This is a genomic window from Luteibacter sp. 22Crub2.1 (assembly GCF_900167995.1).
Lineage (GTDB): Bacteria > Pseudomonadota > Gammaproteobacteria > Xanthomonadales > Rhodanobacteraceae > Luteibacter > Luteibacter mycovicinus.
Genome location: NZ_FUYT01000015.1, coordinates 87,660 through 103,303, shown reverse-complemented (window position 1 = coordinate 103,303; position 15,644 = coordinate 87,660). Strand labels below are relative to the sequence as shown.

The following is a 15,644-nucleotide window of genomic DNA, read 5'->3' as shown; positions in this document are numbered from 1 at the left end:
CACATGACCAAGGGACTGCGCTGGACCCCGCTCGCCCTCGCCCTCTGCGCGGCCATGAGCCACGCCGCCACCGCCGATCGCACATCGACCGTGACGTACAACACCAGCGGCCTCGTCGCGACGGTCGACGGTCCGCGAACGGATGTGTCGGACATCACCCGTTACGCCTACGACGCACAGGGTCGCCTGGCCACCGTGACCGATGCCCTAGGGCACGTCACGACGTATGACACCTACGACCCTTATGGAAACCCCGGACGCATCGTCGACGCCAACGGCGTGGTCACGTCACTGACCTACACCCCGGAAGGCTGGCTCGCCACCACCACACGCGATGCGACGGGCACGCCCGCGACGACCACCGTCACCTACGACGCCGTCGGTAACGTGGTCCAGACCAAGGACGCGGATGGCGTGGTCCTCAAGTACACCTTCGACGATGCCAGCCGCCTGACGACCATCACCGATGGTGCGGGCAACCGGATCCAGTACACGCTCGACGCCGCCGGCAACCGGACGAAGGAGCAGACCTTCAACGCCGCCGGCACGCTCAAGCGCTCGATGACGCGCACGTTCAACAGCCTGGGCCAGCTGCTCACCGTGGTCGACGGGCTCAACCGCGCCATCCTGGCCTTCAACACCACCGACGGGTACGACGCCGAGGGCCACCCGGTCCATAGCGCAGACGTCAAGGGTGTGCAGCGCAAGCAGGGTTACGATGCGCTCAACCGCCTGGTCAGTACGATCGACGATTACAACGGCACCAGCGCGGGCACGGCCAACACACAGTCGGTGTCCTCATACGATGCCAGCGACAACCTTGAAGCGGTCAGCGATCCCTCCGGCCTCAACACCATCTACGACCACAACGGGCTGGGCGACCTCACTGGCATCCATAGCCCGGACACGGGCACGACCACGTTTACCGTGGACGCCGCCGGCAACCCGCTGACCAGGACCGATGCGCGCGGCATCGTCACGACGTACGCCTACGATGCCCTCAATCGCCCCTTGTCGGCCTCATATACCGATACCACGCTCAATGCGGCCTATCACTACGACGAGGCCAATACGGTCACCGGCTGCGCCGCGTCCGCGCCGATCGGGCACCTGACACGCGTCGTCGAGCAGGCGGTTACGACGATCTACTGCTACGACAAGCGTGGCAACGTCATCCAGAAGAAGCAGACCCAGGGCACCGTCACCGATACGCTGGGTTACAGCTACACGGCGGCGGACCGCGTGCTGACCGAGACACGGCCCGGCGGTGCGATCGTCCGCTACGGCTACGACACCCTTGGTCAGGTCAGTGGCGTCTGGGTGACGCCGACCGGCGGGCCCGAGCAGGTCGTGGCCAGTGGCGTGACCTGGTTGCCGTTTGGGCCGATCCTGACCTACACGCTGGGTAACGGGCAGACCGTGTCGCGCACCTATGACGCCAATTATCGCGTCACCGCGGTCGTGTCCCCGGCACTCGAGCTGCGCTTCACGCTCGACTACATGGGCAATATCAAAGCAGTCACGGAGACCGGCGGAGCATCGGCGACCTATCTATACGATCCGCTCTACCGGCTGACCTCGGTGAACGACGGGACGGGTAAAGCGATCGAGACTTACACCTATAACCCAACCGGCGACCGGCTGAGCAAGACGGCACCGGGAGCGTACACCGGCGCGTACACGTATCAGGCCGGGACGCACTGGCTGACCGCGACCGGGACCGCATCGCGGACTTACGATGCCAACGGCAATACAACGGGCAACGCGGCCGCCGGCACAGTCTGGGGCTATGGCTACAACGGCCGAAACCGAATGACCGTGGTGCAGCAGGGTGGAAGCACCATCGGCACCTATGTGTACAACGCCAATAACGAGCGCGTTGCGAAGACGGCGAGCAAGGTCACCACGCGATTTGTTTATGACGAGGCGAGCCAGCTCGTATCGGAAGCTTCGGGGACGACGCGGCGTGAGTATGTGGCGATTGGTGGTTTGCCCGTTGCCGTGTTGGATGGCGGGACGGTGCCGACGATTGGGTTTGTTACCGCGGATGGCCTGGGGTCGCCACGGGCGGTGACATCGGCGGGCGGTGCGGTCATCTGGAACTGGCCTTATTCCTTGAATCCGTTCGGGGAGAACAGGGCGGTCTCGGCATCGGGGTATGTCCTTAATCTGCGGTTCCCGGGGCAGTATGCCGACGGGGAAGCTGGACTCAAGTACAACCTGAACCGGAGCTTCGATGCCGCGTCCAGCAGGTACCTCCAAAGTGATCCGATTGGATTATTCGGAGGACCATCTACCTACAGCTATGCAGGCAACAGTCCCTTGTCTGGGTCAGATGCTTCTGGGCTAGCATGCCCACCTCAACTGAAAGCGCAGGGCATGTGCATTGACGCATCGAATTATGACGACGAGAGCAGCGACCACGTGACCGTTCAGGGAACGGTGGAAACAGACGAGGTCGCCGCTACGAACGCATGGAGGCTAGATTCGTCCGGCCCAGAAGAGGCATATGGCGCAATTTCGCCTACGGATGTGTTTTCAGTACGACCAGGCAGCGGCATCAAAACGTCCAAGGGCTACGTAGGAAGCTTTAGCGTCCCTGTGAACACGGTAGCCGTCTGTCACTCACATCCCCACACCGCTGGGTTTAGTCCGACACCGGGCTTCGGAGATGACCGTCAAATCCGTGACTCATCCCGTCCAAACTATATTGTACGTAACGGGACAATTGGCGTAGTCGAGAAGGTCGACGGGCAGTACCAATACCGCGTTATATCCGGCTCGCTTTCTCGGCCTGAGCGCGACGCAACGCGCAAGCAGCTGAACTCGTTTCAAAGGAATTAGCATGAAAGATGGAAATGCGCAAACCATCGGCTTTGTCGGCAACAATCTTGTCTGGATATCCATAGTAAGCGTCTTCGCCATACTCGTTGCCGGCTGTGCGGCAGATCGAAAGAGCACTGCACCAGAAGCGATCTTCTTAAATGCCGACACCTTGGCAGGAAAGCGGGTGACGGTCACGGGCTATCTTCGATATGAGTTCGAGAATCGATCCATCTATCCGAGGGAGGCATCCGTTCGCAAAGCGGAGAGGGATGCATGCCTACCGATCCTAGTCGAGCGTGGCAACGACGCAATGGACAAGGATTTAGCGTCATTCAATGGGTCCGTAGTTACAGTCACAGGGACGGTTGTCTCCTTGGTCGAGCCTGGCATGTCCGTTGTTGGGCCATGCAAAGACGTCGGTCTTGCGATCGAATCGATACACAAAAACTAAGATTACGTCGCCACAGCTTCGCATTCGCATGTAAGCCAACGCGGGACGCAAACAGCACATCGCCAATGCGATTGCTGCGAAAGAAAAAAAGAAGCAGACCCAGGGCACGGCCACCGATGTGCTGGGTTAAAGCTACACGGCGGCGGACCGCGTACTCACCGAGACCCGGCCCGGTGGCGATCGTCCGCTACGACTACGACACCCTAGGTCGGGTCAGTGGCGTCTGGGTGACGCCGACAGGCGGGGCCGAGCAGGTCGTGACCAGAGGCGTGACCTGGTTGCCGTTCGGGCCGATCCTGACCGACACGCTAGCAATGGGCAGACCGTGTCACGCACCTACGACACCACTTATCGCGTCACCGCGGTCGTGTCCCCGGCACTCGAGTTGCGCTTCACGCTCGACTACATGGGCAACATCAAGGCGGTCACGGAGACCGGTGGTGCGTCGGCGACCTATCTGTACGATCCGCTCTACCGGCTGACCTCGGTGAACGATGCCACCGGCAAGGCGATCGAGACCTACACCTATAACCCAACCGGCGACCGGTTGAGCAAGACGGCGCCCGGAGCGTATACCGGCGCATACAAGTATCAGGCGGGGACCCACTGGCTGACAGCGACCGGGACCGCATCGCGGACTTACGATGCCAACGGGAATACGACGGGAAACGCCGCCGGCACAGTCTGGGGCTATGGCTACAACGGCCGAAACCGAATGACCGTGGTGCAGCAGGGTGGAAGCACCGTCGGGACCTATGTGTACAACGCCAATAACGAGCGCATTGCGACGACCGCGAACAAGGTCACCACGCGATTTGTTTATGACGAGGCGAGCCAGCTGGTGTCGGAAGCCTCGGGGACGACGCGGCGCGACTATGTGGCCATCGGTGGGCTGCCGGTTGCTGTGGTGGATGGCGGGACAGCGACGACGATTGGGTTTGTGACCGCGGATGGCCTGGGGTCACCTCGTGCGGTCACGTCGACGGCCGGTGCGGTAATTTGGAACTGGCCGTATTCGCTGAATCCGTTTGGCGAGAACAGGGCTGTCTCGGCGTCGGGGTATGTGCCCAATCTACGGTTACCAGGGCAATATGCCGATGGTGAGGCGGGTTTAAAATACAACATGCACCGGTCATTCGACGCGGCGACGGGCCGTTATCTTCAGAGCGACCCAATGGGCCTGCAGGCAGGCACCAATACCTATCTATATGCCCTGGCAAACCCGCTCCTACATTGGGATGCCTCGGGACTGTGTCCAGGGGAAGCCTGTGATCCTTCCGGTTCCGCGCCCACACCTCAGCAATACGAGCAACTTGGCCGAGCTTCCCATGATGCGATCTACACCTACAACCCGCATAGCCCGGGATCTTTGGGAACACCCGGGGGCGCGGCTTACAACTTCGCGACCTTGTATCACTTCAAGCGCGGCGACAGACTGGACGCACAGGTGCAGTACGGTGGCTCTACCGCCTATGCAAACTACGTGTATGGGGTATACCTAGGTGCCGCCGGCTGGAGTCTGTCGGAAACACTCAGTTCGGCGAACGCGTATGGTCGACCCCGGTCAAAATATGGTCCGGATATTGAGATGAGCACGGACTATCCAGACATACCGACGTCCAATGTGAATAACATCACCCGCGGCTACTGGAATCAACAAGAAGGCAATTTATGCCACGCTCGCTAAACCTTGCAATCCGATATCAGATTTTCCCGACTAGGACAACTTTAGCCTGCACGCTGATGGCAGCTGCCCTGTGCGCTGGTTGCGGGAAAGACTCAGCGGTAGTTTGGACGGCCAAGTCCGTTGCGCCCAGCGGAGATAAAATCGCCGTTGCCGAAACTACCCAATACGGAGGCCCGGGCACGGCCGGGGTATTCACGACGGTGGACATTGTCCGGCCCGACTCGGAGGGCGAGCCGGTTCATATTCTGGTACTCGAAAATCCATCTGCCGCAAACATTTCAGCCATAGAACTGACCTTCACGTGGAAAGATGACAACCACCTGGACATCTCATACCCAGCAGACGCAAAACTCAATTTCAGGGCCGATCTTTACGGAAACGTCGAAATAACCTCGCGTCCACGTTAGCAAATGATAACGAGCTATTTAAAGTGGAGCGCACAGCATCTTATCGACACTCTGCAGCCTGTCTTCGCATAACACTGCTCAAACTGACCTGCCCCCCTAGCGTTAGATAGGCCATGACCCTATGCGGCATGATCGTCCGCTACGGCTACGACACCCTCGGCGAGGTCACTGGCGTCTGGGTGACGCCGACCGGCGGGGCCGAGCAGGTCGTGGCCAGTGGCGTGACCTGGCTGCCGTTCGGGCCGATCCTGACGTACACGCTGGGCAACGGGCAGACCGTGTCACGTACTTACGACGCGAGCTATAACGTCACTGCAGTGTTGTCCCCAGCGTTGGAACTGCGCTTCACGCTCGACTACATGGGCAACATCAAGGCGGTCACGGAGACCAGCGGTGCCTCGGCGACCTATCTGTACGATCCGCTCTACCGGCTGACCTCGGTGAACGATGCGACGGGTAAGGCGATCGAGACCTACACCTATAACCCCACCGGTGACCGGTTGAGCAAGACGGCTCCCGGAGCGTATACCGGCGCATACAAGTATCAGGCGGCGACCCACTGGCTGACAGCGACCGGGACCGCATCGAGGACCTACGATGCGAACGGGAATACGACGGGTAACGCTGCAGCCGGGACCGTCTGGGGTTATGGCTATAACGGCCGTAACCGGATGACCGTGGTGCAGCAGGGTGGAAGCACCGTGGGCACCTATGTGTACAACGCCAATAATGAGCGCGTTGCCAAGACCGCGAGCAAGGTCACCACGCGATTTGTTTATGACGACGCGAGCCAGCTGGTGTCGGAAGCCTCAGGGACGACGCGTCGCGACTATGTGGCCATCGGTGGTTTGCCCGTTGCCGTGTTGGATGGCGGGATGGTGCCGACGATTGGGTTTGTTACCGCGGATGGGCTGGGGTCGCCACGGGCGGTGACATCGGCGGGCGGTGCGATCATCTGGAACTGGCCGTATTCGTTGAATCCATTCGGAGAGAACAGGGCACTTTCAGCGTCGGGCTATGTGCTTAATCTTCGGCTGCCAGGACAATATGCCGATGGCGAGGCAGGATTGAAATACAACATCAACCGCAGCTTCGATGCCGCGTCCGGCCGGTACTTGCAGAGCGATCCGATCGGACTCCAGGGTGGGCCCACGACCTACGCATACGTGGACGGCAGGCCATTAGAAGACATTGACCCAAATGGGCTTTCTACTGCGACATTCAACAAGTCGACGCATACCGTCACCATTCGAGATCGAGACGGCAATATCGTCAGCGAACAGCCTGCAGCCAATAACGCTCAGCGCGGAAGCCGAGGCGCATGGGCAGACGGAACTTATAACTACTCATACAGTACTCGTCACCCGGACGACGCTCCCAACAGCTCATATGGAACAAACGGCAACGCCGTGTTCAACGTTCCGGGATGTACCGGCTGCGGCTTGCATTCGGGAAGAGCACAAAGCACTGATCGGGCAGGCCGCACAGGTGTAAACTTCGCTACAAACGGATGCATCCGCACCACAGATGCCGCTACAGGAGCCATACGCCTTCTGGAGCGCTCCGGCGACCCCCTGACTACACTGACAGTCGAGCATTAACATGCGCATCAGAGGTTATCTATCTTTGGCGGCTGCTTCTGTCGCAGCCGCCGGAAACGTCGCAGCAGGTGAGCCTATTTCCACATGCACGCCTGCTGAATCAGTACATGTCGAGTCTAGCGTCGCGCGCCTTCGTGACTGGCAAGGCGTCTATCACGCGTATCGAATCAACAAGTCGTGTAACGGAGAAAACGTCGTTGAAGTGTGGGGAGCATATAGCCAGGTTATATCGAATCTCCTCGCCAAGGACTGGAAGAATATAGATCAACTGTCGCGGCTAACCAGGAAAGATGCCGCATTCGAAACCTTCGTTCTCACGCATTTGTCTGACGAGACGATCCCAGAAGACGTCTTGGCGAAAATCCGCCTGCACGCCTCCAGGGAATGCAACGCCGGTCAGGAAGCTTTGTGCGCGAAACTGTCAAAGGCGACCGAATAGTCCCCTCTTACCGCCACGGCCGAAGAACCCAAAAATACGCTGATCTCGCAGACCACGATTGCCATGCGTATGCCGGCGCTTAGCGCGCAAAACACCGCCCCAAATGCAACCGATGCAACAACTCGGCCTAAGTCAGCGAAATCCCACATGTCTCCGCAATGTCTTTCGGGGAAGCCCCCTGCCGGGCCAGTCGCTGCGCGAGTGCCAGCGACCGGTCACTCGTGCTACCCGGCTCGGACGATGCGAGCAATATCAGTGGGACGACTGTCGCCGTGACGGGTGGCGCCGGGCTATTCAGCGGCACTGTCAGCGGTGCAATTAGTCGACCAACATACGCAAGCTACAATGTCGGGGCGGGTGTTGGGCTTCTAATCGCCGGATCGCTGACCACGACGAGAACGGCACACTTCGGTGTTCGAGATGCCGTGAATTTCTTCAGGAACATTGGCAGCACCACGAGCAGTGCGACCTGTAGCAAAAGCATCGGTCCCTTGGGGATAGATCCGGGAATGACTTATCCCGGCATGTGGTAAATGTTGGAGGATTGTCTTGATATTCCTGTGTTTGTTCGTGTTGGCCCTTGCTACGCATGCAGGCTGCTGGCTGCTGACCGTAGTGTCGGCGTTCGGAGTCATGCGAAACTTCAAAGTGTCGTCAGACCGGTTCTCAAAACGGACGTTATGGAACCCCCTCAATGCCTTAACCGCGCCGTCTCTTCTAACCGAGACGGGACTGAAGTGGCGTCGCCGGGTGTTCATGGGGTTTGGGGGAATGCTGATTTCCTTGGCTGTGGGAGGGTTATCAGCGTTATGCCTGCAGGCCTTAGCCTCTCACGGTTGACCGACCGCGTTTCTTGTAAGTCGACGGCTACCTCGGTCAAATGCGGTGTGGGCATTCGAAATGCGTCCTATCGTGCGGTCGAAGTTATGAAGCCCGTCTCGAACTCGGGCCAGAAATGGTAACGCGAAACGTGCGAACCAGAATCCTGGGCATGGTTACCGCCTTAATTGTTGCCGGCGTGGTTCTGTTTGGACGCGACCGAATCGCTACGCTTTTCGCCGGAACCACCGAAGCACACCTGCCGATCTCCTCGTTATTGAGCGATCTGCAGGCTATACCGTTGCATCCTGGCGACCGGATGGACGGTGGCATCCGCTCATTTGATAAGACGGTCATTGTTGGCGCGACCATGCACGTCTCGACGGACTCGCCAATGGCCAGTGTCATAGCTTATTACGTCGAAACCCTCCCAAGGTTAGGATGGGTACGATCCGACGATGATCGACGACCGGATGAAGTCAAGTTCTGCAAAAGCGGCACGAGCCTTCTGGTACAGGCCTCGAACGATAAAGACCATCCCATTTATTACATTGGCGTCGTCTGGACAAGCTATCGAGGCAGTCAGTCTTACTGCCCAAGGACAGCGACGTAATGACCTAGCACTACCTGCACAGGTCAGGCCGCTAAATCAGCGCCCCGAGTGCAACCGATGCAGCAACTCAGCCTCAGTCAACGAAATCCCACACGTCTCCGCAATGTCCTTCGGCGAAGCCCCCTGCCGCGCAAGGCGCTGCGCGAGTGCCAGCGACCGGTCACTCGTGCTACCCGGCTCGGAAGCAATCGTCACCGTCGGCGCACGACGCACCTGCTCTTCAATATCGCCAAGGCGGTTCTCGAGGCGACGAAGCATCGTGTTGAGTGCCGTCGGATCGATGGCAGGTTCGGCGAGCGGTGCGGGCGTCTGCTCGGGTTCGGCGACGGGCGCGGGTGCCGGTTTCGCGGGCGCGTTACCGAGGCGGCGGAACACCAGCAGCAGGCCGACCAGGTTCAGGGCGGCGAGTGCGATGAGGATGTATCCGACGATCGGGTTCATGCGGGGTGGCTTCCGGGGTTAGCGGGGACACGGTAACTCAGTGGGGGGGAATTCTGAAGATGCAGGTTGGTGCGGTGGTGCGAGGCCTGTCGCCAGCGGGGCTGGCTCCTACACAGAGCGGGGGCGGTAACCTCTGCCGCCGCTGTCAGGCGCGGCAGAGGCGGGGGACGTCGACGAGGGCGATGAAGCCGTCGTCGCGGGTGATGACGCCGGTGACGGGGTCGTCTCGGCGGTTCGCGCGGCCGGGCGGTGGCGGGTCGACTTCGTCGGCGTCGAACTGAAGCATCTCTCCGATCACGTCGATGAGCATGCCAACCGCCGTTCCGCTGTCTTCGAAGACGATGACGCGGCGCGCGTCTTCCGCGCCCGGTTCGAGTGCGCCGTCGAGGCCGAAGCGGCGACGGCCGTCCAGCACGGGTACGATCTGACCGCGCAGGTTGACGATGCCGAGAACGTCTTCAGGACCACCCGGTACCGGCGTGATGTCACCCGGACGGATGACTTCGCGCACGCTGTTCAGCGCCACGGCGTAACGCTGCCCCTTGAGTGAAAAGCCCAGCCAGGCGCCCTGCGCGTTGTGTTGCGAGTCGGTCACGGACCCAGCTCCTTTTCCAGCCATTCGATCAGCGCCGTGGTGTTGACCACGCCGCACTTGGGTTCTTGCGACATGCCGGCCAGCCAGGGCCGCGTGGTCGCGCCGGTGCGCCACTGGATGGCGTCGGCATCGAGTTCCACCGGCTCGTCGACGACGATGCAGGCGATCGCCCAGCCGCGATGGCCGAGCAGAACGACCGATGACGACAGCGCTCCCGCCATATCCGGCGAGATGATCGCCGCCAGATCCGCGACCCGCGCTTCACCGCTGGGATGACGCCAGCGCCCGAGGCATACCGGGTTCGGTACATTGGGCGGCGACAAAGGCGGTATCGGCAGGACGTGACTCACGTCGGCCATCGGCACGGCCAGCTTGACGCCGGCGGCAACGCAAAGCAGGTAACGGTTGTCGACGGCCGGCGCAGCGGACTCGGACGGCGCGTTGCGCCAGGTCTCGATGGCCACCACTTTGACTTCGTTCGGGGTCACCACGGCCGGCACCGCCGCAGGCGTCAGCAGCTCGGCAAGATAGTCGGCGACGATCTGCTCGGCGTCCTGCATGGCGCGCATCACGCGGCGGCATCCGTCGCGGGCGCGGTGGCCGACGCAACGGTGGAAGCGGCATCAACCGCGGGAGGCGCCAGCAATTCATCGAGCAACTGGCGATACGCCAGACCGCCGCGACGTGCGGCCGGCCACGAGGCGAGCGGCACACCGGCCGCACTGGCTTCGCGGATCTGCGTATCGGTAGGAATGACAGCCTGACTGACGCTGTCGCCGTATTGCTCGCGCAACTGATCCAGGCAGACGCGCGAGGCGTGCGTCCGCGAATCGAACATCGTCGGCACAATCGTGCGTGGCAGCGGACGACCGCGCGAGCGCTCGATCATCGACAGGCTGCGCAGCATGCGCTCAAGACCGGCCAGCGCCAATGCTTCGGTCTGTGTCGGCACCAGCAGACGATCGCTCGCCGCCAGTGCGTTGACCATCAGCACGCCGAGCGTGGGCGGGCAATCGAGCAGCACATGGTCGAAGTCGGGCGCGAGTTCGGCGAGCGCCTGGGTAAGCACCAGCCCCATACCCGGACGCGTACCCAGCTGACGGTCCAGCGTGATCATCGCGGGCGACGCAGGCAGCACGCTCAACCGGTCCCACTGCGTGGCGTGCACCAGCGTGCGCACCGGCAGCGGGGCCGCACTGTTACCGATGCCGAACAGATCGTAGACGCTGCCATGCGCCCCGCCTTCGACGCCGATGTAACCGGACAGCGAGGCATGCGGATCCATGTCGATGAGCAGCGTGCGCTTGCCGGACGCGGCGAGCAGACTGCCCAGCGCGACCGTGGTCGTGGTTTTTCCGACGCCGCCCTTCTGGTTGGAGACCGCCCAGGTGATCATCGGCGATTTCCCCCGGCCGGCGCGGCCGCGGCATCGCTGTAGAAACGCGACGGGGCCGCCTTGTCGCTCATCACGACAATCAGCACGCGGCGGTTCCGGTTGCGTCCGTCGTCGGTATCGTTCGCCACGATCGGACGAAACTCGCCCCAGCCGACGATACCCACGCGATGCGGATCCACACCCGTCGTCGTCAGCAGACGCGCCACGGTAGCGGCGCGTGCCGCGGACAGCTCCCAGTTGGACGGGAACGTCGGCGTGGCGATCGGCGTGTTATCTGTATAGCCCTCGATACGCATCGGGTTCGGAAACGGCGCGAGGATGCCGGCCAGCTTGCGCAGCACGTCATCGGCCGGCGCCTGCAGTCTGGCGACACCGACCGGGAACAGCATGTCGGTCTTGACCTCGATCTCGAGCCAGTCCGGCGTCTGCCGCACGTTGACCAGACTCTTGTCGATCAGCGGCTTCATCGCCCGCTTCACTTCGTCGGAAATCTGGCTGAGGCTGGCGTCCTCGGTCTTGCCGACCGTGGTGTTCGCCGCCGTCGCGGCATTCGTGCTGGCCGCTTCCTGACGCTCGGCGGCGGCGCCTTCGTGACCGGGCAACGGCAGGTTGCGCGGCGGAACGGGCACGTCGATGCGGGCGATGGGCGCGGCGGCCGGCGCACGCGACTGATTCGGCAGCGGCACCTGCGCGGCGGGCGTAGCCTCGCGGATCGGCTCGATCACCTTGCCCGTGCCGTTGAAGGCTTCATTGATGGACTGCGCCATCACCTTGAACTTGGTTTCGTTGACGGCCGATACCGCGTACATCACCACGAACAACGCGAGCAGCAACGTGATCAGGTCGCCATAGGGGATCGCCCAGCGCTCGTGATTGATGTGCTCTTCGTGGTGGCGGCGCTTCACGAGAGGAACCCCTGAAGCTTGCTCTCGATGTGCCGCGGGTTATCGCCCTGGGCGATCGAGACGAGGCCTTCGACGAGGATCTCGCGCATCTGCGACCGCTGACGGGCCAGACCTTTCAGGCGTGACGCCATGGGCAGCGCCAGCAGATTGGCCAGGCCGATACCGTAAATGGTGGCGACGAAGGCGGCCGCGATGCCGTGGCCGAGCTTGCTGGGCTCGGCCAGGTTCTGCATGACCGACATGAGGCCCATGACGGCACCGATGATGCCCATCGTCGGCGAGTACGCACCGGCGTTTTCGTAGACCTTGGCGGCTTCGATGTCGTTGTGCTCGCGTGCGAGCACTTCCACTTCGAGCACGGAGCGCATGGCGTCCGGCTCGGTGCCATCCACCAAAAGCTGAAGCCCCTTACGGATGAAGGGGTCCGATTCGCGCTCGATGGCGGGTTCCAGCCCGAGCAGGCCGGTGCGCCGGGATATCTCGCTCCAGCCGACGATGCGGCTGACGAGGTTTTCCGATTCGATATCCGGCGGGCGATACACCCACGGCAGCATGCTCCACGCACGCTTGAGTACCGGCCCCGGCGTCTGCACCAGCAGCGCGGCCAGGGTGCCGAGAAAGACGATGACGAACGCCGCCGGGTTCCACAGGGCATCGAGACTCGAGCCTTTGAGGATGGTCCCCACGATGATGACCACGAAGGCCAGGATCGTGCCGACGACGCTCACGATATCCATGTCAGACAGCCATCCTCAATGAAGGCAGCACCTGCCCACTGTCATCGGCCAGACCGGCAAGGTCGAGCACGAGGGAGATACGCCCGTCACCGGTGATGGTCGCCCCGGCGACACCGGGAACGTCCTTGAGGAACGGGCCCAGCGGCTTGGCCATGACGTCTTCGCGGCCGAGCACTTCGTCGACCAGGCAACCCAGCGTCTGGTGACCGATCTGCACGACGACGACATGGCCGCCCTTCCCGCTCACCCCGGCCCAGTGACCGAGGTCGGCGAGCGGCAAGGCGCGCTGACGGTGCGACGCGACGATGCGGCCGTCGAGCTCCTGGATCTGACCGGGAACGAGCTCGAACACTTCGGTGACATTGGACAGCGGGAGCGAAAGCAGACGATGACCGACGCGAACCATCAGCACGCGCATGATCGCCAGCGTCAGCGGCACCGACAGGCGTACCGTGCTGCCATGACCGACACGCGAGTCGATGGACAGCGTGCCGCCCAGTTCGACGATCTTGGTCTTGACCACGTCCATGCCGACGCCGCGGCCGGAAATGTCGGACACCGTGCTGGCGGTCGAGAAGCCCGGGCGGAAGACGATTTCGTAGCATTCGCGCTCGTCCAGACGCGCGGCCTGCTCCGCGTCCATCAGGCCCTTTTCGACGGCCTTGCGGCGCAGGACCTCGGGATCCATGCCCTTGCCGTCGTCGGTGACGGTAATGACGATGCGGTCGCCGTACTGGCCAGCGGCGAGGCGCACCGTGCCCAGACGCGACTTACCTTCGGCCGCGCGCACGTCAGGCATCTCGATGCCGTGATCCACCGCGTTACGCAGCAAATGCACGAGCGGATCGGCGAGCGCCTCGACCACGGTGCGATCGATATCGGTTTCTTCGCCTTCCGTGACGAGCTCGATCTCTTTACCGAGCTGGCGGGCGAGGTCACGAATGATGCGTGGGAAACGGGAGAACAGTTTGCCGACGGGCTGCATGCGCATGCGCAGCACGGCGTTCTGCAAGTCTTCCGCGACGCGCTCCAGCTCGCCGATGGCACGTTCCATCGGATCGTTGCCGCCGCGCGGTGCGAGGCTGGTGAGGCGGTTGCGTACGAGCACGAGCTCGCCCGCGGCGTCGACCAGGCTGTCGAGACGATGCGTGTCGACGCGAACCGTCGTGTCGGCGGCGGACGCGGCGCGCTTTTCGCCAGCCGCGGCGGGCGCGGCCTTCGCTGCGGGAGCAGCCACTGCCGGCGGTGCGGGTGCAGCGACCGGAACCACGGCGAGCGCAGGCGTGGATGCGACAACAGGCGCCGCACCACCGACCGCACCCGGCGCTGCCGTGCCGTGAAGGGAATCCAGCAAGGCTTCGAATTCGTCGTCGCTGATCGCGTCGTTGTTCGACGGCAACGGTGCTGCGGCAGCGACCACGGGTGCGGGCGTCGGTGCCGATGCGGAAACAGCTGCGCTGTCCGCGCCTGGCGCACCCGTGCCGTACAACGAATCGAGCAGCGCTTCGAACTCGTCATCGTTGATCGTCGCGGACGAGGCCGGTGCCGGCGCGCGGTCGGTGCGCGCGGCGTCGAGCATCGCCTCGAATTCATCTTCGATCGGGTCGTACGCTTTCGGCGCGGAAGGTGCCGCGACCGGCGAAGAGATCGGTACCGCCAAGGCAACGGGAGCCGCGGATACGGCACGACCGGGAATCAGCAGCCGGTCGAGCAGCGAACGCGGCGCGGGCTCGATCGGCACGCCGCCATCGGCGGCGCGCATCATGTCGTTGAGCAGGTCGAGCGACTCGAGCAGCGCATCCATGAAGGCGGCGTTGAGCACGATAGTGCCGTTACGCGCTTCGTTCAGAAGATCTTCGCCACGGTGGCACAGCTCCACCATGGGATTGAGCCCAAGGAAGCCCGCACCGCCCTTCACGGTGTGGAACGCACGGAAGACCGCGTTCAGCAGCTCCGTGTCGTTCGGCGACGCTTCGAGATCCACGAGCTGCTCGCCCAGGCTCTCGAGCAGTTCGCGCGCTTCGATCAGGAAGACGTTGAGCAGCTCGTTGTCCAGCTCCACGCTCATAGCGGGCTCAGAATCCGAATTCGCTGAGGAGGCGATCCACTTCGTCCTGGCTGACCTTGTCCGCGGCCGGGGCATTGCCGCCCGCGAGCGAGCCGGTCAGACGGACCAGCTCGACCAGCGACGACTCGACCTTGGCCATGAACGCCTCGACCTGCGCCACGCGCTGACCGGAAAGATCCTGCCACGACTGGGCTTCGACCATTTCGCCCAGGCCGATGTCGCAGCTCTGCGCGAAATCGCCCACGCGCACGGCAAGCGCCGTGGCATTGGTGCCGAACGCCGGGTCGGCATGATCGAGCACCAGCACTTCGTCGGCCTGCTTCGCCAGCGCCTGGGCCTGTGGACGCAGCTTTTCGCTGAAGTCCAGAGTGCGGTGCGCCGCGGTCGAGCTCATCTCGAGCACGTCACGCAGATGCTTGCGCGCATCGCTCATGTTGCCCGGCACGCCGTCGGTCGAAATGTCCGAAGCGAGGCGGCGCACGGATTCGTGCAGGTCGCGCGCAAGGTGGCCCAGCGCCAGGAACAGGTGCTGCTCGCGGCTGCGGATCAGGTTGTCGAGTGCCTTTTCGAAGGCGGCGCCGTCGTCGGCCTCGAGCAGCTCGCGCAGTTCGGGGACGACCTCTTGGCCGGGGGAGAGCATCGTATTCATCGTTATTCCC

At 62.5% G+C, this 15,644-nt stretch carries 14 protein-coding genes; 6 read left to right on the top strand and 8 right to left on the bottom strand.

Features of this window, described 5'->3' with window-relative positions; all coding sequences use genetic code 11:
• Positions 1 to 3: 3 nt before the first annotated feature.
• The 6 genes from B5X73_RS16230 to B5X73_RS20705 all read left to right on the top strand — a co-directional run bounded on the left by B5X73_RS16230 (position 4) and on the right by B5X73_RS20705 (position 8,843).
• Positions 4 to 2,844, top strand: a complete 2,841-nt coding sequence (locus B5X73_RS16230) for an RHS repeat-associated core domain-containing protein (protein WP_176167870.1) — start codon at positions 4 to 6, stop codon at positions 2,842 to 2,844.
• Between the two features lies 1 nt (position 2,845).
• Entirely contained in the window at positions 2,846 to 3,277 is a 432-nt protein-coding gene (locus tag B5X73_RS16225; protein WP_079522554.1) for a hypothetical protein, read from the top strand.
• A gap of 325 nt (positions 3,278 to 3,602) precedes the next feature.
• Positions 3,603 to 4,964 carry an RHS repeat-associated core domain-containing protein gene (locus B5X73_RS16220; RefSeq protein ID WP_079522553.1) on the top strand — a complete coding sequence of 454 codons (1,362 nt, stop codon included), beginning with the start codon at positions 3,603 to 3,605 and terminating at the stop codon, positions 4,962 to 4,964.
• Positions 4,965 to 5,499: 535 nt separating this feature from the next.
• Entirely contained in the window at positions 5,500 to 6,972 is a 1,473-nt protein-coding gene (locus tag B5X73_RS16215; protein ID WP_176167869.1) for an RHS repeat-associated core domain-containing protein, read from the top strand.
• A gap of 1 nt (position 6,973) precedes the next feature.
• Entirely contained in the window at positions 6,974 to 7,411 is a 438-nt protein-coding gene (locus B5X73_RS20710; RefSeq protein ID WP_139382810.1) for a hypothetical protein, read from the top strand.
• 991 nt (positions 7,412 to 8,402) lie between these two features.
• The gene (locus tag B5X73_RS20705) at positions 8,403 to 8,843 is read left to right on the top strand and encodes a hypothetical protein (protein WP_139382809.1); all 441 of its coding nucleotides are present in this window, start codon (positions 8,403 to 8,405) and stop codon (positions 8,841 to 8,843) included.
• A gap of 36 nt (positions 8,844 to 8,879) precedes the next feature.
• On the opposite strand, the gene B5X73_RS16205 is transcribed toward B5X73_RS20705, so the two are convergent.
• From B5X73_RS16205 to B5X73_RS16170, 8 genes are all read right to left on the bottom strand, one after another.
• Positions 8,880 to 9,284, bottom strand: coding sequence for a DUF2802 domain-containing protein (locus B5X73_RS16205; RefSeq protein WP_043695293.1), 405 nt, complete (start codon positions 9,282 to 9,284; stop codon positions 8,880 to 8,882).
• Positions 9,285 to 9,429: 145 nt separating this feature from the next.
• Positions 9,430 to 9,879: a chemotaxis protein CheW gene (locus B5X73_RS16200; RefSeq protein WP_239709099.1), complete on the bottom strand. Its 450-nt coding sequence runs from the start codon at positions 9,877 to 9,879 to the stop codon at positions 9,430 to 9,432.
• Positions 9,876 to 10,448, bottom strand: a complete 573-nt coding sequence (locus B5X73_RS16195; RefSeq protein WP_079522550.1) for a hypothetical protein — start codon at positions 10,446 to 10,448, stop codon at positions 9,876 to 9,878. Before B5X73_RS16195 ends, B5X73_RS16200 begins: the two co-directional genes overlap by 4 nt.
• Positions 10,448 to 11,275: a ParA family protein gene (locus B5X73_RS16190; RefSeq protein ID WP_079522549.1), complete on the bottom strand. Its 828-nt coding sequence runs from the start codon at positions 11,273 to 11,275 to the stop codon at positions 10,448 to 10,450. Before B5X73_RS16190 ends, B5X73_RS16195 begins: the two co-directional genes overlap by 1 nt.
• Positions 11,272 to 12,180 (bottom strand): flagellar motor protein MotD, encoded by a 909-nt coding sequence (gene motD / locus B5X73_RS16185; protein ID WP_079522548.1) that lies wholly within the window; start codon positions 12,178 to 12,180, stop codon positions 11,272 to 11,274. The genes B5X73_RS16190 and motD overlap by 4 nt, the downstream gene beginning before the upstream one ends.
• Positions 12,177 to 12,917 (bottom strand): flagellar motor protein, encoded by a 741-nt coding sequence (locus B5X73_RS16180; RefSeq protein ID WP_036111245.1) that lies wholly within the window; start codon positions 12,915 to 12,917, stop codon positions 12,177 to 12,179. Before B5X73_RS16180 ends, motD begins: the two co-directional genes overlap by 4 nt.
• A 1-nt stretch (position 12,918) precedes the next feature.
• Complete coding sequence (locus B5X73_RS16175; protein WP_079522547.1) at positions 12,919 to 14,985, bottom strand: chemotaxis protein CheA; 2,067 nt, start codon at positions 14,983 to 14,985, stop codon at positions 12,919 to 12,921.
• A 7-nt stretch (positions 14,986 to 14,992) separates the two neighbouring features.
• Complete coding sequence (locus tag B5X73_RS16170; protein WP_176167868.1) at positions 14,993 to 15,634, bottom strand: protein phosphatase CheZ; 642 nt, start codon at positions 15,632 to 15,634, stop codon at positions 14,993 to 14,995.
• Between the last annotated feature and the right edge of the window lie 10 nt (positions 15,635 to 15,644).

Excerpts from the sequence above, each read along its gene's own strand:
- B5X73_RS16230 (WP_176167870.1), top strand. The coding sequence starts at position 4 with ATGACCAAGGGACTGCGCTGGACCCCGCTCGCCCTCGCCCTCTGCGCG.
- B5X73_RS16225 (WP_079522554.1), top strand. The coding sequence starts at position 2,846 with ATGAAAGATGGAAATGCGCAAACCATCGGCTTTGTCGGCAACAATCTT.
- B5X73_RS16215 (WP_176167869.1), top strand. The coding sequence starts at position 5,500 with ATGATCGTCCGCTACGGCTACGACACCCTCGGCGAGGTCACTGGCGTC.
- B5X73_RS20710 (WP_139382810.1), top strand. The coding sequence starts at position 6,974 with ATGCGCATCAGAGGTTATCTATCTTTGGCGGCTGCTTCTGTCGCAGCC.
- B5X73_RS20705 (WP_139382809.1), top strand. The coding sequence starts at position 8,403 with ATGGTTACCGCCTTAATTGTTGCCGGCGTGGTTCTGTTTGGACGCGAC.
- B5X73_RS16205 (WP_043695293.1), bottom strand. The coding sequence starts at position 9,284 with ATGAACCCGATCGTCGGATACATCCTCATCGCACTCGCCGCCCTGAAC.
- B5X73_RS16195 (WP_079522550.1), bottom strand. The coding sequence starts at position 10,448 with ATGCGCGCCATGCAGGACGCCGAGCAGATCGTCGCCGACTATCTTGCC.
- B5X73_RS16190 (WP_079522549.1), bottom strand. The coding sequence starts at position 11,275 with ATGATCACCTGGGCGGTCTCCAACCAGAAGGGCGGCGTCGGAAAAACC.
- B5X73_RS16180 (WP_036111245.1), bottom strand. The coding sequence starts at position 12,917 with ATGGATATCGTGAGCGTCGTCGGCACGATCCTGGCCTTCGTGGTCATC.
- B5X73_RS16175 (WP_079522547.1), bottom strand. The coding sequence starts at position 14,985 with ATGAGCGTGGAGCTGGACAACGAGCTGCTCAACGTCTTCCTGATCGAA.
- B5X73_RS16170 (WP_176167868.1), bottom strand. The coding sequence starts at position 15,634 with ATGAATACGATGCTCTCCCCCGGCCAAGAGGTCGTCCCCGAACTGCGC.